Raw genomic sequence first — 20,888 nt, 5'->3', positions numbered from 1 at the left:
CGCGACCGATGTTCATGGAAAAGCTGGTTCGCGAAACGGAGCGCCTGTCGCTCATCTGCTCCATGCTCGACACGATGCGGCGCGCAGACAAGGACCGCAATGCGCGCGGCTGGACCTCGCCGATCGGCATGCTGAAAATCACCCGCTGTTGCGCTATGATCTGCGAGCTCGGAACGTCGATCGCAATGGCGGGCTACCGCGAATGCGACCGGCAGACGCTCGAGGAGATCATGCGCGAAACGCGGCAGGTGCTGCATTTGCTGAATGCGCGGGCCGCCGCCTGAGCTTTTCGGGAGAAGGGCGCTGTTGCGCCAAGCCGTGCTGTGGCTTGTCAACACCATTTCGCCAAATTTAAAGGTTCTTGCAGTATGAAGGCCCGTGTCAATCGCCGGGCAAAGAGGTTATAGCGCATGCAGACGAAACGTGAGGCGAGCCCGGATCAGGCAGCCCGGCATGAACAGGAAGCCGCCCCGGCGACAGCGATGCGCGACCTCGATTTCTCCAATATCCTCGATGTCGAGCTCTTGCATAAGCAATGCGACGCTATTGCCGAAGCCAACCGCAACCGGCCAGACGTCATGCGCGCCGATCTTCTAGCGGTGCTGAAAAAAGCAAGCACGGAAGGCCGGCAGAAAGCGCGCGCTGCACTGATGGCCGATGGCGGCGGGCTGAACTGCGCCTACCGGATATCCTGGCTGCAGGACCAGATCATCACCGTCCTCTACAATTTCGCCACCGCCCATATCTTCCCGCACCAGAAGGACAAGTTCGCGGTCACCGCCGTTGGCGGCTACGGCCGCGACACGCTGGCGCCGGGCTCGGATATCGACCTGCTCTTCCTCTTCCTGCCGCGACCGGCGGAGGAGACGCATAAGGCGGTCGAATTCATGCTCTACGTGCTCTGGGATATGGGCTTCAAGGTCGGCCACGCCACCCGCACGGTGGAGGAATGCATCGCGCTTTCCAAATCCGACATGACGATCCGCACCGCCATCCTGGAGATGCGCTATATCTGCGGCCTGCAGCGGCTGGAAACCGAGCTCGAGGCCCGCTTCGACAAGGAAATCGTCACCGGCACCGGCCCGGAATTCATCGCCGCCAAACTTGCCGAGCGCGACGAACGTCACCGCAAGGCCGGCGATACACGTTACCTCGTCGAACCGAACGTCAAGGAAGGCAAGGGCGGGCTTCGCGACCTGCACACGCTGTTCTGGATCTCGAAATATTATTATCACGTGCGGGACCAGGCGGAGTTGGTGAAGCTCGGCGTGCTGTCGAAGCACGAATACCGTCTGCTTGAGAAGGCCGATGACTTTCTCTGGGCGGTGCGCTGCCATATGCACTTCCTCACTGGCAAGGCCGAGGAGCGCCTGTCCTTCGACATTCAGCGCGAAATCGCCGAAGCCTTCGGCTATCACACCCGCCCGGGCCTTTCGGCGGTCGAGCGCTTCATGAAGCACTACTTCCTCGTCGCCAAGGATGTCGGCGATCTCACCCGCATCCTCTGCGCCGCTCTTGAAGATCAGCAGGCGAAGTCGATTCCCGGCCTTACCGGCGTCATCAGCCGCTTTACCCATCGCAACCGCAAGATCGCCGGCAGCGTCGAATTCGTCGAAGACCGCGGCCGCATCGCGCTCGCCGATGCCGAGGTTTTCAAGCGCGATCCGGTCAGCATCATCCGGCTTTTCCACGTCGCCGACATCAACGGACTGGAATTCCATCCGGACGCGCTGAAGCGCGTCACCCGTTCGCTTGCGCTGATCGACAACAGGCTCCGGGAAAACGACGAGGCGAACCGCCTGTTCATGTCGATTCTGACCTCGAAGCGTGATCCGGCGCTGATCCTGCGCCGCATGAACGAGGCCGGCGTGCTCGGCCGCTTCATCCCCGAATTCGGCAAGATCGTCGCGATGATGCAGTTCAACATGTATCACCACTATACGGTCGACGAACATCTGATCCGCACTGTCGAGGTCCTCTCAGAGATCGACAAGGGACGCGCCGAGGATCTGCATCCGCTCGCCAACAAGCTGATGCCCAACATCGAGGACCGCGAGGCGCTCTATGTCGCCGTTCTCCTCCACGACATCGCCAAGGGCCGCCTCGAGGATCATTCGATCGCCGGCGCCCGCGTCGCCCGCAAGCTCTGCACGCGCTTCGGCCTGTCGCACAAGCAGACGGAAATCGTCGTCTGGCTGATCGAGGAACATCTGACGATGTCGATGGTGGCGCAGACACGCGACCTCACCGACCGCAAGACGATCACTGACTTCGCAGACCGGGTGCAGTCGCTCGACCGGCTGAAGATGCTGTTGATCCTGACGATCTGCGATATCCGCGCCGTTGGTCCCGGTGTCTGGAACGGCTGGAAGGGCCAGCTCCTGCGCACGCTCTATTATGAAACCGAGCTGCTGCTCGCCGGCGGCTTCTCGGAAGTCTCCCGCAAGGAACGGGCCAATGCCGCGGCTGAGGCGCTGCATGCGGCACTTTCCGACTGGAGCCAGAAGGACCGCAATACCTATACCAAGCTGCACTATCAGCCCTATCTGCTCTCCGTGCCGCTGGAAGACCAGATCCGCCACGCCCATTTCATCCGCCAGGCTGATAAGGCTGGCCAGGCGCTCGCAACGACGGTGCGCACCGACAGTTTCCACGCGATTACCGAGATCACCGTGCTGTCGCCCGACCATCCGCGACTGCTCGCCGTCATCGCCGGGGCCTGTGCGGCAGCCGGCGCCAACATCGTCGACGCGCAGATCTTCACGACATCGGACGGGCGTGCGCTCGACACGATCCATGTCAGCCGCGAATTTGCAGACGATGCCGACGAGCTGCGCCGTGCCGCGACGATCGGACGGATGATCGAGGACGTGCTGTCCGGCCGCAAGCGCCTGCCCGAGGTCATCGCCACACGCACGCGCAACCGGAAGAAAAGCAAGGCCTTCGTCATTCCGCCATCGGTCAACATCACCAACAGCCTGTCGAACAAGTTCACGGTCATCGAGGTCGAATGCCTCGATCGGCCCGGCCTGCTGTCGGAGATAACAGCCGTGCTCTCCGATCTGTCGCTCGACATCCAGTCGGCCCGCATCACCACTTTCGGCGAGAAGGTGATCGACACCTTCTACGTGACCGATCTGGTCGGCCAGAAGATCTCGGGCGATAGCAAGCGCGCCAACATCACCGCCCGGATGAAGGCGGTCATGGCCGAGGAGGAGGACGAACTGCGCGAGCGCATGCCCTCCGGCATCATCGCGCCTGCCGCCACCGCCCGGACCTCGACCTCCACCGACAAGAAAGCCGGTTCTCCCGCATGAGCCTATACGCATGAGCCTCGTCAAGAAATTCGCGACCGTCGGCGGTGCCACCCTCGGCAGCCGCATCTTCGGCTTCGCCCGCGAAACGCTGATGGCGGCTGCCCTCGGCACCGGGCCGATGGCCGACGTCTTCTACGCCGCCTTCCGCTTTCCGAACCTCTTCCGCCGGCTGTTCGCCGAAGGCGCCTTCAACGCAGCCTTCGTGCCGCTCTTTGCCAAGGAGATCGAGGCTAACGGCACAGAAGGCGCCAAGCGCTTTTCGGAAGAAGTCTTCGGCGTCCTGTTTTCGGTGCTGCTCCTCATCACCATCGTGATGGAGCTTGCCATGCCGCTCTTGGTGCGCTTCGTCATCGCGCCGGGCTTTGCCGACGATCCCGACAAGTTCTCGATCACGATCCGCATGGCGGCCGTGATGTTTCCCTATCTCATGTGCATGTCGCTGACGGCGATGATGAGCGGCATGCTGAATTCGCTGCATCATTTCTTCGCCGCCGCCATCGCGCCCGTCTTCCTCAACGTGGTGATGATCGGGGCGCTGTTCTATTCGCTCTATACCGGCGCCGATCCGCTGGCGACGGCCTGGTATCTCTCCTGGGGCGTTCTTGCCGCCGGCGTGTTGCAGCTCGCCGTCGTCTATGTCGGCGTGCTTGCCGCCGGCATGAGCATCGGCTTCCGTTTCCCGAAGATGACGCCGAACGTCAAGCGCCTGCTGATCCTGGCGGTGCCGGCCGCGGTGACCGGCGGCATCACCCAGATCAACCAGCTGATCGGCCAGGCGATCGCCTCCTCGCGTGACGGCGCGATTGCAGCGCTGCAATATGCCGACCGCATCTACCAGCTGCCGCTCGGCGTCGTTGGTGTGGCCGTCGGCGTCGTGCTTCTGCCGGAGCTTGCCCGGGCGCTGAAGGGCGGCAATCTGCGCGAGGCCGGAAACCTGCAAAACCGCTCGATCGAATTCGTGCTGTTCCTGACGATCCCCGCCGCCTTCGCCCTCTGGATTCTCTCCGACGAGATCATCCGCGTGCTCTATGAGCGCGGCGCCTTCCATCAGGAAAACACCGCCGTCGTCGGCTCGATCCTGGCGATCTACGGCATCGGCCTGCCGGCCTTCGTGCTGATCAAGGCGCTGCAGCCCGGCTTCTATGCCCGCGAGGATACCAAGACGCCGATGCGCTTCTCGGCGGTCGCGGTCGCAACCAATTGCGCCACCGCACTCACGCTCTTCCCCTATATGGGCGCACCCGGCATCGCCGTTGCCGAAGCCACCGCCGGCTGGATCAGTACGGTCCTGCTGTTCACCACACTTTTGCGCCGCGGCCACCTGACATGGGAATGGGCGCTGGCAAAGCGCGCCGTGTTGCTGATCGCCTCTGCGGCGGTGATGGGCGTCGCAATCGTCTTCCTCAAGCAGTATTGGGCACCCTGGCTTGCTTCCGGTGCGCCGCTCTTGACCAAAATCGGCACCCTCGGGCTGCTGATTGCGATCTCCATGCTGGTCTATTTCGCCGCCGCCTTCCTGATCGGCGGGGCCGATCTCGGCATGATAAGGCGCAATCTGAACCGCAAGCCGGTTCCGGCAAAGGACGTGTGAACTCTAGCAGTCAACCCATCGCCTCTGCGGTCCGACATCGACATGAACGATGCCGTTGCAATAGCTGCCGATGCCGCCGATGCCGGGGGCGCTTCTTGCCGCTGCAATGATTGTTCGTTCTGACAGGCCCGGCATCCTGATGTCGGCCGCCAGGCATTTTCCATGCAGGGAACCATGACGGCTCGGGTGCGGCCGGTGGCCGGACGTTACGATCGGACGGCGCCCGGTCTTTGCGGCGATATGCGACAGGATCGCCCGCAGGCGCGTGGGAAAACAGCCGGCGCGAACACTGATGGTCTGGATCGCGTAGGCGAGGCGCGCCTCGTGTTTGGGAAGATAAACGGCAAGCCTTTTGGCGTCTTGACCAACGGCGCCGGTTGCTGATTGTAGGGCGAAAAGGCCTGCCATGGCGAGCAAACTGGCGTTTTGCATGGTCCCTCCGGTCGGTTATCACGCGAACGAGGATTTTCAGTTCAATAAAAGCTTTTCTGTGAAATTTTATACTCAATTATGACTAAACACCCTGATCAATTCGGCTTAAAATCTGGGATTCACCTGTCATAAAATGGAATAGACATCCAAACGGGAGACCGCATGACGATCCAGTCGCTTTTCCTTGTCACCCTCGTCGTCGACGATTACGACCGTGCGAAGTCCTTCTATTGCGACGCCCTCGGTTTCGATTGCCTGCAGGACGAGCAGCAGCCGGAGGGCAAACGCTGGGTGGTGGTGAAGCCCAAAGGCGGGGGTGGCGCCGCGTTTCTCTTGGCGCAGGCGGCAAACGACACGCAGCGGGCGGCGATCGGCAACCAGACAGGCGGCCGCGTCGGCTTCTTCCTTAAGACCGATGATTTCGCCCGCGATCATGCCGCCATGCTTGCCGCCGGGGTGCGCTTTCTGGAAGAGCCGCGGCATGAGGTCTACGGCACGGTCGCGGTCTTTGCGGATCCCTACGGCAACACCTTCGACCTGATCCAGCATGCCGCAGCCTGAACCTCTTGATTGCGACCGGCTGCCCGTGCATAAGCCGCGGCGTTAGCAACATGGGCAACTGGCCCTGGGGCCCTCCACCAGCCTATTGAGGACGACATGAGCGAATTCAAGAAACTTGTATTCTCCGGCGTGCAGCCGACCGGCAACCTGCATCTCGGCAACTACCTCGGCGCGATCCGCCGGTTCGTAGCCTTGCAGGAAGGCAATGACTGCATCTACTGCGTCGTCGACATGCACGCGCTCACCGCTCAACTCGTCCACGACGACATGCCGAGCCAGACGCGCTCTATCGCCGCCGCCTTCATTGCCGCCGGCATCGATCCGGAAAAGCATATCGTCTTCAACCAGTCGGCCGTGCCGCAGCATGCCGAGCTCGCCTGGATCTTCAATTGCGTCGCCCGCATCGGCTGGATGAACCGCATGACGCAGTTCAAGGACAAGGCCGGCAAGGACCGAGAGCAGGCCTCGCTCGGCCTTTACGCCTATCCGAGCCTGATGGCTGCCGACATTCTCGCCTATCGCGCCACCCATGTACCTGTTGGCGAGGACCAGAAGCAGCACCTGGAGCTTACCCGCGACATCGCGATGAAGTTCAACCTCGATTATGCCGAACATATCCGTAGGACGGGTTACGGCATCGACATCACCGTCGGCGACGAGCCCGTGCATGCCTATTTCCCGATGGTCGAGCCATTGATCGGCGGGCCGGCGCCGCGCGTCATGTCGCTGCGCGACGGCACCAAGAAAATGTCCAAGTCGGATCCTTCCGACCTCTCGCGCATCAATCTGATGGACGACGAGGATGCGATCTCTAAGAAGATCCGCAAGGCGAAGACCGATCCGGACGGCTTGCCGAGCGAAATCGAAGGGCTGCAGGGGCGGCCGGAAGCAGACAATCTGGTGGCGATTTATGCCGCACTCGCCGACAAATCGAAGACCGAGGTGCTCGCCGAATTCGGCGGCCAACAGTTCTCCATCTTCAAGCCGGCGTTGGTCGATCTGGCGATCCACGTGCTTGCGCCGATCACCGGAGAGATGCGCCGGCTGATGGACGATACCAGCCATATCGACGCGATCCTGCGTAACGGCGGCGAACGCGCAAGGGCTCGCGCCGAGGTAACGATGAAGCAGGTACGCGACGTCATCGGCTTCCTTTATTGAGGCATATCCCCTCGTCTCCTTCGGGGACGAAGGGCGAAAACTCAGCTTGCAATTTTTCGGCTTCGGGTGTCAGAGTCCGCGCCATGGTATCGAAGCGACTCTCACGGCTCGAAGGTCATCGCCGCAAGTTCATGGCGGTGATCGACGGTACGCCCGAATGCCAGCGCGCCGTTCATTATGCCGGCCGGCGCGCGAAGAATTCCAATGGCGGCCTGGTGCTGCTCTATGTGATCCCCGACGGCGATTTCCAGCAATGGCTCGGCGTCGAGGAGATCATGCGGGCCGAGGCGCGCGAGGAAGCCGAGGCGGTCGTTGCCAAGATCGCGCAGATCGTGCGCGAAACGATCGGCATCGAGCCCGAGATCGTCATCCGCGAGGGCGGCGCTGCCGAGCAGATCAACGCTATGATCGAGGAAGACCGCGATGTGGCGATCCTCGTTCTTGCCGCCGGCTCGGCGAAGGAAGGTCCAGGTCCGCTGGTCTCGTCGGTTGCCGGGCGCGCAGCAGCGTTTCCGATCCCGGTCACCGTGTTGCCGGATACGCTGACGAATGAGGAAATCGACGCTCTCTGCTAACGCATGACGCGGAAAAATATGAGCGGTTTTCGGACGGAAGCATGCTCTAACTATTTAAATTAGAACAGGATTCTGGATTTAGGCCGACCGGTCCTAAAATCATCCTGTTCCAGCATTTCTTGACTAGAAGTCTCTTGAATAGAGCCCGCATTGGGCTTATTTTCTTTTGAAGAATTCTAAAGACGGCCGAGGTCACGAGCCTGCCGCACGGAGAGCCAGATGTTCATTCAGACCGAAGCCACGCCAAACCCCGCCACGCAAAAGTTCCTGCCGGGCAAAGTGGTCATGGAAACCGGCACGGCCGAGTTTCGCAGTGTCGAAGAGGCCGAGGCATCACCGCTCGCCGCTCGCCTGTTCGAAATCCCCGGCGTCACCGGCGTCTATTTCGGCTATGATTTCATTTCCGTCTCCAAGGACGATGCTGAGTGGCAGCATCTGAAGCCCGCCATCCTCGGCTCGATCATGGAGCATTTCATGTCCGGCAAGCCTGTTATGGGCGATGCCTCCATTCTCTCTGAGGACGTCGATGCCGGCGACGAATTCTTCGACGAAGGCGATGAGTCGATCGTGCTGACCATCAAGGAGCTTCTGGAGACCCGCGTGCGCCCCGCCGTTGCCCAAGACGGCGGCGACATCACCTTCCGCGGCTTCAAGGACGGCAAGGTCTACCTGAACATGAAGGGTTCCTGCGCCGGCTGCCCGTCTTCGACGGCAACGTTGAAACATGGCGTCCAGAACCTGCTGCGCCATTTCGTTCCGGAAGTGCAGGAAGTGATTGCCGCTTAGAAAGCTCGAATTCGCCCGGCCGTTCATCTCCGGTTCGGCCGGACGGATTTATGAATAGGCGACAATAGTTTTTTCGGAAATTAGTGGCATGATCATTCTAGCGCTCGACACCGCAGGTGTGGATTGCGCTGCCGCTGTCTATGACAGCGGCAGGAATACGGTGCTGGGGGAGGCATCGGACATGATCGGCAAGGGGCATGCTGAACATTTGATTGGTATCGTCGACCGCGCGCTGGACCAGGCCGGAGTGACGCTTTCTCATATTGACCGCCTTGCCGTCACAATCGGTCCCGGCTCCTTTACCGGCATCCGCGTCGGCGTTGCCGCAGCCCGCGGGTTTGCGCTCTCCCTCGATGTACCTGCTGTCGGCGTCACGACGCTCGAAGTCATGGCAACTGCCCGGCGCGAGAAGACACCCGGCCGCACCGTGCTGGCGGCGATGGACGCCAAGCGGGATGAAATCTACCTTCAGCCCTTCGCTGCCGACGGCTCCCCGCTCGATGAGCCACGGGCGTTGAGTGTCGCGCAAGCCCAGGCATATGCTGCCGGCTTCGACGGCGAGATCACCGGCTCGGCGACGCCGCTTCTGCGGCCCGACGCCGGCGGCGATCACGCCAACATATTCCCGATCTCCATTGTGGCGCGCCTCGGTGCTGCCGCCTCCCCCGATGCCGGAAAGCCGAAGCCCCTTTATCTGCGCGGACCCGATGCCAAACCGCAGGCCGGGTATGCGATTGCCCGACGAGTATGACGATGCTGGAAGCCTATCTGACGCTGAAGCCCGAATTCGAGATCATCGCCATGGAACGCGAGGATTGCCGTGATGTCGCCGTCCTGCACGGCGAACGCTTCGCCCGGCCCTGGGGTGACGGCGAATTCCACAGCCTGCTTTCGCAGGAGACCGTGTTCGGCTTCGTCGCGCGCCAGACCAACGCCATCCTGAAAAAGCCGCTTCCGGGGTTCATCCTGGCTCGCCATGTCGCCGGCGAGGCGGAAATCCTCACCATCGCCGTGCAGGCGAAGGTCGCCCGTTCCGGGCTCGGCTGGCGGCTGATGCAGGCGGCAATTCGGGAAGCACGAGCACGCGGCGGCGAGAGCATGTTTCTCGAGGTCGACAACGGCAATACGGCAGCGCTTGGCCTCTACCGCAAGCTCGGCTTCGAGAAGGTCGGCGAACGTCAGGGTTACTACAAGCAGGAGAATGGCGCCCTCTCCACGGCGCTTGTCATGAAGCGCGTTCTTCGGTAGTTCCCTGTCGCAATAAGTATATCTTTGTAAAGGCGGGCCATGACCGACGTAGCCAAGACCCTTGAGGAGCTTTGCACCGAACGCGGCATGCGCATGACCGAGCAGCGCCGCGTGATCGCGCGTATCCTGGAAGACTCGCAGGACCACCCCGATGTCGAAGAACTCTATCGCCGCTCGGTGAAGGTCGATGCGAAGATCTCGATCTCGACGGTTTACCGCACCGTCAAGCTGTTCGAAGACGCCGGCATCATCGCCCGTCACGACTTTCGCGACGGGCGCTCGCGCTATGAGACTGTGCCCGAGGAGCATCACGACCACCTCATCGACCTGAAGAACGGCACGGTCATCGAATTTCGCTCGCCGGAGATCGAGGCGTTGCAGGAGCGCATCGCCCGCGAGCACGGCTTCCGGCTGGTCGACCATCGCCTCGAGCTCTACGGCATTCCGCTGAAGAAAGAAGATCTCTGACGCAATGACAGCCCGGGAGACCAGCATTTGATCGCCTGGCTGCGCATCGCCTTCGCTGCGGTCGTCATCGTCACCGTCAGCATCGTGCTCATACCGCTGCAGGTGCTGGCCCTGCGTTTCGATTGGCGGCTGCGACGCCGGCTTCCGCGCCTCTGGCACCGCGTGATCTGCTATTGCCTCGGCATCCGCGTCCGCGTGACGGGCAAGCTCGAAGACCGCCGGCCGCTGATGCTCTGCTCCAACCATTCATCCTGGATGGACATCATGGTGATGTCGACCGTCGCCGACGTCGCCTTCATCGCCAAGATCGAGGTGCGGGACTGGCCGATCTTCGGCACGCTCGCCAAGCTGCAGAAGAGCGTCTTCGTCGTGCGCGAGGAGAAGCGCAAGACCGGCCATCAGGCAAACGAGATCGCCGGGCGCATGGCCGACGGCGAAATCGTGGTGCTCTTTCCCGAGGGAACGACATCTGATGGCAACCGGCTGCTGGAAGTGAAATCCTCGCTGTTCGGCGCCGCCGCGATGGCCGTGCCCGCTTCGCCGACGGGAACGGTCGTGGTGCAGCCGGTGGCCGTCGCCTATACGAGGGTGCATGGCATCGCCATGGGTCGCTATCACAGGCCGCTCGCCGCCTGGCCGGGTGATATCGAGCTCTTGCCGCACCTGATGGATATCCTGCGCTGCGGGGCCATCGACGCCGAGGTTTCCTTCGGCGAGGCGGTGGAATATCGTACCGACACCAACCGCAAGGAGGTGAGCGCAACGATCGCCTTGCGCATTCGCAATCTGCTGAACAGCCGCCTGCGCGGGCGGGAAATCTTCTAGAGCCTTTCCTGGTCAGATTGAACCATTCTGTTGGCTCAAACGGAGTCGGATGGTCGACCGGCCGGCGCGCGTCGTAGCCCAGCTCTACGGCCAAGCCGGCCGGTCGATCAGCCGGCCCGTTTCAGCCAACCCGAAGGGCCGGGCATCTTTGCGCCAGGATCAAAGGCGATCGGCTCGGACGTACCTAGGGGTATGCCCTTCGCCAATCGCCTTTGCCCTGACAAAAACCTGCTCCGGCAGAATGCTTCAATCTGACCAGGAAAGGCTCTAAACAAGATTTCGATTTTCTCTGGCGGCAAAAACCACTAAATAGCGCGCCATGACACAGGACAGCGCCCTTCTCCAGGCCCCGGCGGCAACTCCCAACGAAGCCCCCGCGACGGCAGCAACAACCGCAAGGTCTTCATCAAGACCTATGGTTGCCAGATGAATGTCTACGATTCGACGCGCATGAGCGATGCGCTCGCCCGCGACGGCTACGAGCCGACGGAAGACATGGAAGAGGCGGATCTCGTCCTCCTCAACACCTGCCATATTCGTGAAAAAGCGGCCGAAAAAGTCTATTCGGCGCTCGGACGACTGCGCGAGATGAAAAAGAAGAAGGCGGCGGACGGCCGGGAGATGATGATCGGCGTTGCCGGCTGCGTCGCCCAGGCCGAAGGCGAGGAGATCCTGCGCCGGGCGCCGGCCGTCGACGTCGTCATCGGCCCGCAGACCTATCACCGCCTGCCGGAGGCGTTACGACAGGCCAAGCTGGGCCGCCGCGTGGTCGACACGGAATATGCGATCGAGGACAAGTTCGAGCATCTGCCGATCGCCGACAGCCGAAAGATCCGCGCCCGCGGCGTCACTGCCTTCCTGACGGTGCAGGAGGGCTGCGACAAGTTCTGCACCTTCTGCGTCGTGCCCTATACGCGCGGTTCTGAAGTCTCACGCCCGGTTTCCCAGATCGTCGAGGAAGCCGAAAAGCTCGCCGACAGCGGCGTGCGCGAGATCACCCTGCTCGGGCAGAACGTCAATGCCTGGCACGGCGCCGGACCGGGCGGCGAGGCATGGAGCCTCGGCGACCTGCTCTACCGTCTTGCCGAGATCCCGGGCCTTGCGCGGCTGCGCTATACCACAAGCCATCCGCGCGACATGGACGACCGGCTGATCGGCGCCCATGGCGACCTCAGGGCGCTGATGCCCTACCTGCACCTGCCGGTGCAATCGGGCTCGGACCGTATCCTGAAAGCGATGAACCGGCGCCACACGGCGGCCGAATATCTGACACTGATCGAGCGCATCCGCACGGTTCGGCCTGACATCGCGCTGTCGGGCGATTTCATCACCGGGTTTCCGGGGGAGACAGACCAGGATTTTGAGGATACACTGAGACTTGTAGAGGAGGTGCGTTACGCGCAGGCCTTCTCGTTCAAATACTCGACACGGCCGGGCACACCCGGCGCGGAACTGAAGGACCAGGTGCCGGAAGAGATCAAGGCAGAACGGCTGGATCGCCTGCAAGCGCTTCTCCTGAAGCAGCAGCAGGAATTTGCCGAATCCTGCATCGGCAAGGAGATCGACCTGTTGCTCGAAAAGCCCGGTCGCATGCTGGGACAACTAATCGGACGTTCTCCCTGGCTTCAATCAGTGAATGTTGATGCAAAAGCATCGCAAATCGGTGACATTATTAAAGTGCGAATCACCGGAACCGGAACCAACAGCCTGTTTGCCGAACGCGCAGAGGCTGCGGTTTAACCCAAGGAGCCTGACCGCTTGAACGGACAAGAATTGGTTTCTTCTTCACCGCGCCATCCCCCCCGCACGCCGAGCGATACCAATCACTTCGTCCTGACGTTCGAGAACAACCGGTTCGCCAGCGAGCTGTTCGGTCAATTCGACCAGAACCTCAAGCTGCTCGAGGAACGGCTCAACATCGATGCGCGGGCGCGCGGCAATTCGGTCGTCATCACGGGCGACGTCGTGACCACCAACCAGGCGCGGCGCACGCTCGATTATCTCTATGAAAAGCTCCAGAAAGGCGGCAGCGTGGAACGATCCGACGTCGAGGGCGCAATCCGCATGGCGGTCGCCGCCGACGATCAGCTCAGCCTTCCCACAATGGAACGCAAAGCCAAGCTGACCATGGCACAGGTTTCCACCCGCAAGAAAACGATCATCGCCCGCACGCCGACCCAGGACGCCTATATCAGGGCGCTCGAGCGCTCCGAGCTCGTCTTCGGCGTCGGCCCCGCCGGCACCGGCAAGACCTATCTCGCCGTCGCACATGCCGCCCAGTTGCTGGAGCGCGGCGCGGTCGAAAAGATCATCCTGTCGCGTCCTGCCGTCGAAGCCGGCGAACGTCTCGGCTTCCTGCCCGGCGACATGAAAGAAAAGGTCGATCCCTATCTTCGCCCGCTCTATGATGCGCTCTATGACATGATCCCTGCCGACAAGGTCGATCGGGCGATCACCGCCGGCGTCATCGAAATCGCGCCTCTCGCCTTCATGCGCGGCCGAACACTTGCCAACGCCGCCATCATCCTTGACGAAGCACAGAACACGACATCGATGCAGATGAAGATGTTCCTGACCCGTCTCGGCGAAAACGCCCGCATGATCGTCACCGGCGATCCGAGCCAGATCGACCTTCCGCGCGGCGTCAAATCCGGCCTCGTCGAGGCGCTGCAGCTTCTGAACGGCGTCGAGGGCATCTCGATCGTGCGCTTCAAGGATACCGACGTCGTCCGGCACCCGCTGGTCGGGCGCATCGTCAGGGCCTATGATTCCACCTACGCCGTCGAAGCTGAAGAAGCCAGCCGGCAGGACTGATGGCCGAACTCGATATCCAGATCAGCATAGAGGACATCGGCTGGCCCACCGAAGAGGCGCTGCTGGCGTTTTGCCAGCGCGTGCTTACCGCCGCCGCAGTCTATCTGCACGACAGCGAGAAGCAGCCTTTTCCGAAGATGCCGCCCGAGGTTTCGCTGGTCTTTACCGACGATGCCTCGATCCAGGACATCAACGCCGAATGGCGCGGCAAGGACAAGGCGACCAACGTGCTTTCCTTTCCGGCCTTTCCTGTCAAACCCGGCAAGATGCCCGGTCCGATGCTCGGCGACATCATCATCGCCAAGGAGACCGTGGAGCGGGAAGCTCACGAGCTCGAAAAGAGTTTCGACGACCATCTGACGCATCTTCTGGTCCATGGTTTCTTGCATCTTCTCGGCTACGACCATATGAATAGTGCCGAAGCCGAAATTATGGAGGGGCTGGAGACTCGCATTTTGGCGCAGCTCGGCCTATCTGATCCTTACGAGGGTCAAGACCTTAAAATGGAACCATGAGCGACTTTACGACGAAGCCGGCGGCAGACGCCAAGGACTCCGAGCCATCCTCTTCTTCGGACGAGGCGGGCAGTAGTAGTCGGCCATCCGGCCGATCCCAATCCTTTTGGTCGCGCGCCGCGCGCATCCTTCGCCCGCAGCAGGGATCGCGGCTGCGCGAGGATCTCGCCGACGCGCTGATGACCGATGCGGCCGGCGACGATGCCTTCTCGCCCGACGAGCGGGCGATGCTGCACAACATCCTGCGCTTTCGCGAGGTGCGCGTCGCCGACGTGATGGTGCCGCGCGCCGATATCGAGGCGGTGGACCAGAATATCACCATCGGCGAACTGATGATCCTCTTCGAGGAATCCGGCCGCTCCCGCATGCCCGTCTATGCCGATACGCTCGACGATCCGCGCGGCATGGTGCATATCCGCGACCTGCTCTCCTATGTCGCCAAGCAGGCGCGCAACAAGCGCCGCGGACCGGCCAAACCCGCCGCCGCCCTGCCGGCGATCGAGGTGGCGCCTGAGAACATCCAGAAGCCCACGCGTTCGGCCAAGCCGAATTTCGATCTCGCCCGCGTCGACCTGCAGAAGACGCTGGCCGAGGCCGGCATCATCCGCAAGATCCTGTTCGTGCCGCCGTCGATGCTGGCGTCCGACCTGTTGCGCCGCATGCAGGTGAACCGCACGCAGATGGCGCTCGTCATCGACGAATATGGCGGCACCGACGGGCTCGCCTCGCATGAAGACATCGTCGAAATGGTGGTCGGCGATATCGACGACGAGCATGATGACGAAGAGGTGATGTTCAAGCGTGTCGCCGAAGACGTCTTCGTCGCCGACGCCCGTGTCGAACTGGAAGAAATCGCCGAAGCGATCGGGCCGGATTTCGACATCAGCGAACAGGTCGACGAGGTCGATACGCTGGGCGGCCTGATCTTCTCCGCGCTCGGCCGTATCCCGGTACGCGGCGAGGTCGTCCAGGCGCTTCCGAACTTCGAATTCCACATCCTCGACGCCGATCCGCGCCGCATCAAGCGGCTGCGCATCACCCGCAAGCGCCACGCCATCCGCCGCCGTGCGAAGGTGGACGGTGACGTCGCCCCCGGCTCCGATGCCGGCGACGACCGGCCGGCCGAATCGACCGCCAACTGACACGACAAAGAGCCGCTTTTTTGAAAGACTGCGAACGGGTTGATTCGCGGTTTGATGGGAGTGCGCATGGAGCGGCTTGCGGACAGGGTTATCCTCGTCTGGGGGTTCAAACGGTCGTTGCTGGCCGTTGCAGCCGGAGCATTCGCCGTACTGGCGCTACCGCCCTTCGGCTTCTTCGCGGCGATGTTCGTTTCCTTCACCCTGCTCGTCTGGCTGATCGACGGCGCGGCGGCTTCGCCTGAAAGCGGGCTGATCGGCAGGCTGTGGCCGGCATTCACCGTCGGCTGGCTGTTCGGCTTCGGTTATTTTGTCGCCGGTCTCTGGTGGCTCGGTCATGCGCTTCTGGTCGATCAGGAGGAATTCGCTTGGGCGCTGCCACTCGCTATCCTCGGGCTACCGGCCTGTCTTGCGATCTTTTATGGCCTGGCAACCGCGCTTGCCCGTGTCTTCTGGTCTGATGGCATGGGGCGGATCGCCGCACTTGCGGCAGCCTTCGGGCTCGTGGAATGGCTTCGAAGCGTGATCTTCACCGGCTTTCCCTGGAACGCCATCGGCTACGGCATGATGCCCGTCCCGCTGATGATGCAGTCGGCGCATGTGATTGGGGCGATGGGGGTGACGGCCCTCGCCGTCTTCGTCTTTTCCGCCCCCGCCCTTGCCGGGACGCGGCAAGGCGCGCGGCCGGGCCTCACGCTCGCCGCCCTGCTGTTTGCCACCCATCTCGGCTACGGCGCTTATGCCCTCTACCTCGCGCCGCAGGCTGCGGCCTTGCCTGAAGACAAGCGGCCGGTGGTGCGGCTGGTCCAGCCTGATATCGACCAGGCGGCGAAGATGGACAACGACGCCGACCGCAGCGCAATCTTCGAGACGCATCTGAAGCTTTCGGCCGAAGCGCCGAAAAACGGCGGGCGCAAGCCTGACATCATCGTCTGGCCGGAAACCTCGATCCCGTTCATCCTGACCGACAACCAGGATGCGCTGACGCGGATCGCCGATACGCTCGACGACAACCAGATCCTGATCGCCGGCGCCGTGCGGGCCGAGGAGATGGGGCCTGGCACGCCGGTGCGCTACTATAATTCCATCTATGTGATCGACGGCAGGGGCCAGATCATCGCCGCCTCCGACAAGGTGCATCTGGTGCCCTTTGGCGAATACCTGCCCTTCGAGGACGTACTCACCGAATTCGGCATCCAGAACGTCGTCGAAATACCGGGAGGATTTTCCGCCGCCGCCACCCGGCATCTGCTGGCGCTGCCCGGCGGGCTCAATCTCTTTCCGCTGATCTGCTACGAGATCATTTTTCCCGGCGAAATGACCGGCGACATAAAAGACGCGAACGCCATCCTCAATATTACCAACGACGCCTGGTTCGGCATGACGCCAGGCCCTTATCAGCATTTCCAGCAGGCACGCGTGCGGGCGGTCGAGACCGGCTTGCCGCTGATTCGCGACGCCAATAGCGGCATTTCAGCGCTGGTAAACGCACATGGGGAAATTGTCGCGGGCCTCGATCTTGGAGAAACCGGGTTCATTGATGCAACCGTCGATAGGATCGGCGATGGGTTCGGAACCACATACCCCCATCAAACATACTTCTGGTTGACTGAGGCATTGCTGATTTTGATTGCGCTAATTTCTCGCGCAGGTTTTATTTTAGGGTTGAATTGACCAAAAACCCCTAAAATTGCATAGTAGTGACAATCGGCGTTCTTAACGTATGTTTATGAGTGGGTTCCCACTCCTTGCAACGTGGCGTTTTGGGATGGATCTGGGGCATGCCGGTTAGAAACAAGTTGAAATTCTTAGCTAGGGCACGACCATGATTGAAAACAAGAAGAAGCCGAATCCGATCGATATCCATGTCGGCAGCCGTATTCGCCTTCGACGTACGATGCTGGGCATGAGCCAGGAAAAGCTTGGCGAAAGCCTCGGCATTACATTCCAACAGATCCAGAAATACGAAAAGGGAACCAACCGCGTCGGCGCAAGCCGCCTGCAGAACATCTCGAACATTCTCAATGTTCCAGTTTCCTTTTTCTTCGAGGATGCGCCCGGCGAGCATTCCGGCGCTGTCGGTGGCATGGCCGAAGCCTCCAGCTCGAATTACGTGGTCGATTTCCTCTCTTCTTCGGAGGGCCTGCAGCTTAACCGCGCCTTCGTCAAGATTTCCGATCCCAAGGTTCGCCGCAAGGTCGTGGAGCTGGTGAAAGCGCTGGCCGCCGAAGCCGACGCCGACTGAACCATCGTCATCGCAGAATTCGAAAAGCGGTCGAAAGGCCGCTTTTTTGCGTTTTTGGGGCAAAATTTGTCACTTTGCCGCAGATATAAAGATATATTTATGTCCTTCTGCGCTTGTCATCAGGCCACGAACTGAGTACCTACTAGCTAGCTTTTGTTCTTTGAGGGGAATCCCGGAATGCGCGCGAATTATCTCTTTACCAGCGAATCTGTTGCCGAAGGTCATCCGGACAAGGTGTGTGACCGCATCTCCGACGAGATCGTCGATCTGGTCTACCGCGAAGCGGCCAAGACCGGCGTCAATCCGTGGGGCGTGCGCATCGCCTGCGAAACGCTGGCAACGACCAACCGCGTCGTCATCGCCGGCGAAGTCCGCCTGCCGCCGAGCCTGATGAAGAAGGACAAGGACGGCAACGACGTCATCAACCCGTCGAAGTTCAAGGCCGCCGCCCGCCGCGCCATCAAGGACATTGGCTACGAGCAGGACGGCTTCCACTGGAAGAAGGCAAAGATCGACGTGCTGCTGCACTCGCAGTCGGCCGACATCGCGCAAGGCGTCGACAGTGCTGCCGACCAGCAGGGCGACGAGGGCGCCGGCGACCAGGGCATCATGTTCGGTTACGCCTGCAAGGAAACGCCCGACCTGATGCCGGCTCCGATCTACTACTCCCATAAGATCCTGCAGCTGCTCGCAGTCGCCCGCAAGAAGGGTGACGGCGAAGTCGCCAAGCTCGGCCCCGACGCCAAGAGCCAGGTGACCGTTCGTTACGTCGACGGCAAGCCGTCGGAAGCGACCTCGATCGTGCTTTCGACGCAGCATCTCGACGAGAGCTGGGATTCGAACAAGGTGCGCGCCGTTGTCGAGCCCTATATCCGCGAAGCGCTCGGCGAGCTGAAGATTGCTGAAGACTGCAAGTGGTACATCAACCCCACCGGCAAGTTCGTCATCGGCGGACCGGACGGCGATGCGGGCCTCACCGGCCGCAAGATCATCGTCGATACTTACGGCGGTGCCGCTCCGCACGGCGGCGGCGCATTCTCCGGCAAGGACACGACGAAGGTCGACCGTTCGGCCGCCTATGCCGCCCGCTACCTCGCCAAGAACGTCGTGGCCGCCGGCCTTTCCGACCGCTGCACGATCCAGCTCTCCTACGCCATCGGCGTCGCCCAGCCGCTGTCGATCTATGTCGACCTGCACGGCACCGGCAAGGGTGTTTCGGAAGACCAGGTCGAAGCTGCGATCCGCCAGAACATGGATCTGTCGCCGTCGGGCATCCGCCGCCATCTCGACCTCAACAAGCCGATCTACGCCAAGACCTCGGCTTACGGCCACTTCGGCCGCAAGGCCGGCCGCGACGGCTCGTTCTCCTGGGAGCGCACCGACCTCGTCAAGGCACTCAAGGAAGCCGTGAAGACCAAGGCCGCTGCATGACGGATATGGAACGCCGGGGCCGCGCGACCGAAGCCTTTTTCGGTCGCCGCAAGGGAAAGGCCCTGCGCGAACAGCAGGCTGAAACGCTGAACAGCCTGCTGCCGGCATTCCTCATCGATCTCTCGGCGGCTCCCCAGGAGCCGCCGAAATCGCTCTTCCCGGTTCCTGTCGAGAGATTGCGGCTGGAAATTGGTTTTGGCGGCGGCGAGCACCTGATCCACCGGGCGCTGGAGACGCCATCGACCGGCTTCATCGGCGTCGAGCCCTTCGTCAATTCCATGCAGAAGCTACTGTCGCGCATCGGCGAGACCGGCGCGCGCAATATCCGCGTCTATAACGACGACGCGACGCAACTGCTCGACTGGCTGCCGGATGGCTCGCTCGATCAGATCGACCTGCTCTATCCCGATCCCTGGCCGAAGCGGAAGCACTGGAAGCGGCGCTTCGTCTCGAAGACCAATCTCGACCGATTTCACCGCGTGCTGAAGCCCGGCGGCCTGTTCTGCTTTGCCTCCGATATCGACACCTATGTGAACTGGACGCTGCTCAAATGCCGCGACCATGGCGGCTTCGACTGGATCGCCGAAAATGCGGCGGACTGGCTGACGCCCTACGAGGGCTGGCCGAGCACGCGCTATGAGGCGAAGGCGCGGCGTGAGGGCCGGTCTTCGGCCTATCTGACATTCAGGAAGATATAAGCCCCTGAGGCAAGCCGGCGGGCGCGATATCCCCGGCCGGCTAAAAGACGCGCTTCACTGTAAAGAGAGGCAGCGCGCAAAGTCGCGACATTAGCCCCGACCGCAGCAAAATCGAATAGAGCGACGGCGCACCGCAAGCAGCGAAATGCGACGGATGCTATTGACGGTCAGTGCAGGCTGACCGTCTTCAGTTCGTCCTCGGCAGCCTTGAAGAAGGTGCTGGATCGGTTGTCCGTCAAGAGGATCGGCGTACCGTCGGCGCCGAAGAGTGCCCAGAGATCGACATTCGGATCGATATCCGGCGCCTCCGGGAAGCACTTGGCGACTTCCTCGGTCCGCATTTTTCTGATGTAGGCGACCTCGCCGTTGCCGATGTGGGCAAGCTCGGATTTGGTCAAGTGAGATGTGGCTTCTTTCATCAACATTCCTGTTCCTCCGGGAGAAGGGACCAACGGTTCAACAAACCGTTGTGCTACTGTGAGACCGAAATGTTAATTTTCTTGACCATGCGGGCGGGTTCCGGACGAATTAGATCGACGGAGAGCAGGCCGTTCTTCAGGCCGGCGCCGAGCACCTGCATGCCGTCGGCAAGAACGAAGGTCCGCTGAAACTGCCGGGAGGCGATGCCGCGATAGAGGTAATCCCGCTCACCCTGCTCGGCCTGACGACCGCGGATCAAAAGCTGGTTTTCCTCGGTGGAAACATCGAGTTCTTCCTCGCTGAAACCGGCGACGGCAAGGGTAATGCGCAGGCGCTCAGGCGCGCCGCTATCGGCAGCGATGCGTTCGATATTGTAGGGCGGATATCCGTCGCTTGCCTTGGAAATCCGCTCCAGCGTCTTTTCCATGGCGTCGAAGCCCAGAAGCAGCGGGCTGGCGAAAGGGGTAATGCGGCTCATCTTTTTTCAAGTCCTTGATGCAAGCGACCATCCCGGACCTTAGATGCAGCATCCGGATAGCGCTAATATGGGGAGAGGACCCCGCCCCTGCAAGGCGCAGGCGAGCCGCCGGCGTCGCCTCCTCGATTTTCGGCTAAGCCGGCGCCCTCCTCCCTGCTTGACAAAGCGCCTGCTGCCTCGCATC

21 protein-coding genes and 1 pseudogene are annotated in these 20,888 nt (G+C 61.6%); 19 read left to right on the top strand and 3 right to left on the bottom strand.

The features are described 5' to 3' along the window. The first annotated feature begins 8 nt into the window (after positions 1–8). The 3 genes from EFQ99_RS04585 (at position 9) to murJ (ending at position 4,908) form a co-directional block, all read left to right on the top strand. Positions 9–284, top strand: a complete 276-nt coding sequence (locus EFQ99_RS04585; RefSeq protein WP_126919444.1) for a hypothetical protein — start codon at positions 9–11, stop codon at positions 282–284. 126 nt (positions 285–410) lie between these two features. Next, on the top strand, positions 411–3,317 hold the full coding sequence (locus EFQ99_RS04580) for a [protein-PII] uridylyltransferase (protein ID WP_126919443.1): 2,907 nt from the start codon (positions 411–413) through the stop codon (positions 3,315–3,317). 10 nt (positions 3,318–3,327) lie between these two features. Beyond that, the gene (gene murJ, locus EFQ99_RS04575) at positions 3,328–4,908 is read left to right on the top strand and encodes a murein biosynthesis integral membrane protein MurJ (RefSeq protein ID WP_126919442.1); all 1,581 of its coding nucleotides are present in this window, start codon (positions 3,328–3,330) and stop codon (positions 4,906–4,908) included. Positions 4,909–4,911: 3 nt separating this feature from the next. Here murJ and EFQ99_RS04570 read toward each other — a convergent pair whose 3' ends face one another. Next, positions 4,912–5,340, bottom strand: coding sequence for a YcbK family protein (locus tag EFQ99_RS04570; protein WP_126919441.1), 429 nt, complete (start codon positions 5,338–5,340; stop codon positions 4,912–4,914). 162 nt (positions 5,341–5,502) lie between these two features. On the opposite strand from EFQ99_RS04570, the gene EFQ99_RS04565 reads away from it, so the two are divergent. The 16 genes and pseudogenes from EFQ99_RS04565 to trmB all read left to right on the top strand — a co-directional run bounded on the left by EFQ99_RS04565 (position 5,503) and on the right by trmB (position 19,806). Further along, positions 5,503–5,901 carry a VOC family protein gene (locus tag EFQ99_RS04565; protein ID WP_126919440.1) on the top strand — a complete coding sequence of 133 codons (399 nt, stop codon included), beginning with the start codon at positions 5,503–5,505 and terminating at the stop codon, positions 5,899–5,901. A 96-nt stretch (positions 5,902–5,997) separates the two neighbouring features. Continuing rightward, on the top strand, positions 5,998–7,062 hold the full coding sequence (gene trpS, locus EFQ99_RS04560) for a tryptophan--tRNA ligase (RefSeq protein ID WP_126919439.1): 1,065 nt from the start codon (positions 5,998–6,000) through the stop codon (positions 7,060–7,062). Positions 7,063–7,145: 83 nt separating this feature from the next. After that, the gene (locus tag EFQ99_RS04555) at positions 7,146–7,637 is read left to right on the top strand and encodes a universal stress protein (RefSeq protein WP_126919438.1); all 492 of its coding nucleotides are present in this window, start codon (positions 7,146–7,148) and stop codon (positions 7,635–7,637) included. Positions 7,638–7,856: 219 nt separating this feature from the next. Next, entirely contained in the window at positions 7,857–8,423 is a 567-nt protein-coding gene (locus EFQ99_RS04550) for a NifU family protein (RefSeq protein ID WP_126919437.1), read from the top strand. A gap of 88 nt (positions 8,424–8,511) precedes the next feature. Then, a complete protein-coding gene (gene tsaB / locus EFQ99_RS04545) occupies positions 8,512–9,174 on the top strand; it encodes a tRNA (adenosine(37)-N6)-threonylcarbamoyltransferase complex dimerization subunit type 1 TsaB (RefSeq protein ID WP_126919436.1) in 663 nt (220 codons plus the stop codon). Continuing rightward, positions 9,171–9,671, top strand: a complete 501-nt coding sequence (locus EFQ99_RS04540) for a GNAT family N-acetyltransferase (RefSeq protein ID WP_208722719.1) — start codon at positions 9,171–9,173, stop codon at positions 9,669–9,671. Before tsaB ends, EFQ99_RS04540 begins: the two co-directional genes overlap by 4 nt. Positions 9,672–9,710: 39 nt before the next feature. After that, positions 9,711–10,139, top strand: a complete 429-nt coding sequence (locus EFQ99_RS04535; protein WP_126919434.1) for a Fur family transcriptional regulator — start codon at positions 9,711–9,713, stop codon at positions 10,137–10,139. Between the two features lie 27 nt (positions 10,140–10,166). Then, positions 10,167–10,964, top strand: a complete 798-nt coding sequence (olsA, locus tag EFQ99_RS04530) for a lyso-ornithine lipid O-acyltransferase (protein WP_126919433.1) — start codon at positions 10,167–10,169, stop codon at positions 10,962–10,964. A 319-nt stretch (positions 10,965–11,283) separates the two neighbouring features. Further along, positions 11,284–12,704, top strand: a pseudogene (gene miaB / locus EFQ99_RS04515) (tRNA (N6-isopentenyl adenosine(37)-C2)-methylthiotransferase MiaB). Between the two features lie 18 nt (positions 12,705–12,722). Further along, complete coding sequence (locus EFQ99_RS04510; RefSeq protein ID WP_126919432.1) at positions 12,723–13,778, top strand: PhoH family protein; 1,056 nt, start codon at positions 12,723–12,725, stop codon at positions 13,776–13,778. Next, entirely contained in the window at positions 13,778–14,293 is a 516-nt protein-coding gene (gene ybeY / locus EFQ99_RS04505) for an rRNA maturation RNase YbeY (RefSeq protein WP_126919431.1), read from the top strand. The genes EFQ99_RS04510 and ybeY overlap by 1 nt, the downstream gene beginning before the upstream one ends. Next, positions 14,290–15,435 (top strand): hemolysin family protein, encoded by a 1,146-nt coding sequence (locus EFQ99_RS04500; RefSeq protein WP_126919430.1) that lies wholly within the window; start codon positions 14,290–14,292, stop codon positions 15,433–15,435. The genes ybeY and EFQ99_RS04500 overlap by 4 nt, the downstream gene beginning before the upstream one ends. A gap of 66 nt (positions 15,436–15,501) precedes the next feature. Continuing rightward, complete coding sequence (gene lnt / locus EFQ99_RS04495) at positions 15,502–17,106, top strand: apolipoprotein N-acyltransferase (RefSeq protein WP_126919429.1); 1,605 nt, start codon at positions 15,502–15,504, stop codon at positions 17,104–17,106. Positions 17,107–17,257: 151 nt separating this feature from the next. Continuing rightward, positions 17,258–17,677: a helix-turn-helix domain-containing protein gene (locus tag EFQ99_RS04490; protein WP_097615058.1), complete on the top strand. Its 420-nt coding sequence runs from the start codon at positions 17,258–17,260 to the stop codon at positions 17,675–17,677. 177 nt (positions 17,678–17,854) lie between these two features. After that, positions 17,855–19,108 carry a methionine adenosyltransferase gene (gene metK, locus EFQ99_RS04485; RefSeq protein ID WP_126919428.1) on the top strand — a complete coding sequence of 418 codons (1,254 nt, stop codon included), beginning with the start codon at positions 17,855–17,857 and terminating at the stop codon, positions 19,106–19,108. Further along, positions 19,105–19,806, top strand: coding sequence for a tRNA (guanine(46)-N(7))-methyltransferase TrmB (gene trmB, locus EFQ99_RS04480; protein ID WP_126919427.1), 702 nt, complete (start codon positions 19,105–19,107; stop codon positions 19,804–19,806). Before metK ends, trmB begins: the two co-directional genes overlap by 4 nt. Before the next feature lie 167 nt (positions 19,807–19,973). On the opposite strand, the gene EFQ99_RS04475 is transcribed toward trmB, so the two are convergent. Continuing rightward, a complete protein-coding gene (locus EFQ99_RS04475; protein WP_008524631.1) occupies positions 19,974–20,231 on the bottom strand; it encodes a BQ00720 family protein in 258 nt (85 codons plus the stop codon). A 47-nt stretch (positions 20,232–20,278) separates the two neighbouring features. Continuing rightward, the gene (locus tag EFQ99_RS04470) at positions 20,279–20,704 is read right to left on the bottom strand and encodes an Hsp20 family protein (RefSeq protein WP_008524633.1); all 426 of its coding nucleotides are present in this window, start codon (positions 20,702–20,704) and stop codon (positions 20,279–20,281) included. Positions 20,705–20,888 lie beyond the last annotated feature (184 nt).

The organism is Rhizobium vallis (assembly GCF_003985155.1).
In the GTDB taxonomy this organism is placed as follows: domain Bacteria; phylum Pseudomonadota; class Alphaproteobacteria; order Rhizobiales; family Rhizobiaceae; genus Rhizobium; species Rhizobium vallis.
This window is presented reverse-complemented; position numbering and strand designations above follow the sequence as displayed.

Excerpts from the sequence above, each read along its gene's own strand:
- EFQ99_RS04565 (WP_126919440.1), top strand. The coding sequence starts at position 5,503 with ATGACGATCCAGTCGCTTTTCCTTGTCACCCTCGTCGTCGACGATTAC.
- EFQ99_RS04570 (WP_126919441.1), bottom strand. The coding sequence starts at position 5,340 with ATGCAAAACGCCAGTTTGCTCGCCATGGCAGGCCTTTTCGCCCTACAA.
- trpS (WP_126919439.1), top strand. The coding sequence starts at position 5,998 with ATGAGCGAATTCAAGAAACTTGTATTCTCCGGCGTGCAGCCGACCGGC.
- tsaB (WP_126919436.1), top strand. The coding sequence starts at position 8,512 with ATGATCATTCTAGCGCTCGACACCGCAGGTGTGGATTGCGCTGCCGCT.
- ybeY (WP_126919431.1), top strand. The coding sequence starts at position 13,778 with ATGGCCGAACTCGATATCCAGATCAGCATAGAGGACATCGGCTGGCCC.
- EFQ99_RS04500 (WP_126919430.1), top strand. The coding sequence starts at position 14,290 with ATGAGCGACTTTACGACGAAGCCGGCGGCAGACGCCAAGGACTCCGAG.
- murJ (WP_126919442.1), top strand. The coding sequence starts at position 3,328 with ATGAGCCTCGTCAAGAAATTCGCGACCGTCGGCGGTGCCACCCTCGGC.
- trmB (WP_126919427.1), top strand. The coding sequence starts at position 19,105 with ATGACGGATATGGAACGCCGGGGCCGCGCGACCGAAGCCTTTTTCGGT.
- lnt (WP_126919429.1), top strand. The coding sequence starts at position 15,502 with ATGGAGCGGCTTGCGGACAGGGTTATCCTCGTCTGGGGGTTCAAACGG.
- EFQ99_RS04535 (WP_126919434.1), top strand. The coding sequence starts at position 9,711 with ATGACCGACGTAGCCAAGACCCTTGAGGAGCTTTGCACCGAACGCGGC.
- EFQ99_RS04555 (WP_126919438.1), top strand. The coding sequence starts at position 7,146 with ATGGTATCGAAGCGACTCTCACGGCTCGAAGGTCATCGCCGCAAGTTC.
- EFQ99_RS04580 (WP_126919443.1), top strand. The coding sequence starts at position 411 with ATGCAGACGAAACGTGAGGCGAGCCCGGATCAGGCAGCCCGGCATGAA.
- EFQ99_RS04490 (WP_097615058.1), top strand. The coding sequence starts at position 17,258 with ATGATTGAAAACAAGAAGAAGCCGAATCCGATCGATATCCATGTCGGC.
- EFQ99_RS04470 (WP_008524633.1), bottom strand. The coding sequence starts at position 20,704 with ATGAGCCGCATTACCCCTTTCGCCAGCCCGCTGCTTCTGGGCTTCGAC.
- EFQ99_RS04550 (WP_126919437.1), top strand. The coding sequence starts at position 7,857 with ATGTTCATTCAGACCGAAGCCACGCCAAACCCCGCCACGCAAAAGTTC.
- EFQ99_RS04585 (WP_126919444.1), top strand. The coding sequence starts at position 9 with ATGTTCATGGAAAAGCTGGTTCGCGAAACGGAGCGCCTGTCGCTCATC.
- EFQ99_RS04540 (WP_208722719.1), top strand. The coding sequence starts at position 9,171 with ATGACGATGCTGGAAGCCTATCTGACGCTGAAGCCCGAATTCGAGATC.
- metK (WP_126919428.1), top strand. The coding sequence starts at position 17,855 with ATGCGCGCGAATTATCTCTTTACCAGCGAATCTGTTGCCGAAGGTCAT.
- EFQ99_RS04475 (WP_008524631.1), bottom strand. The coding sequence starts at position 20,231 with ATGTTGATGAAAGAAGCCACATCTCACTTGACCAAATCCGAGCTTGCC.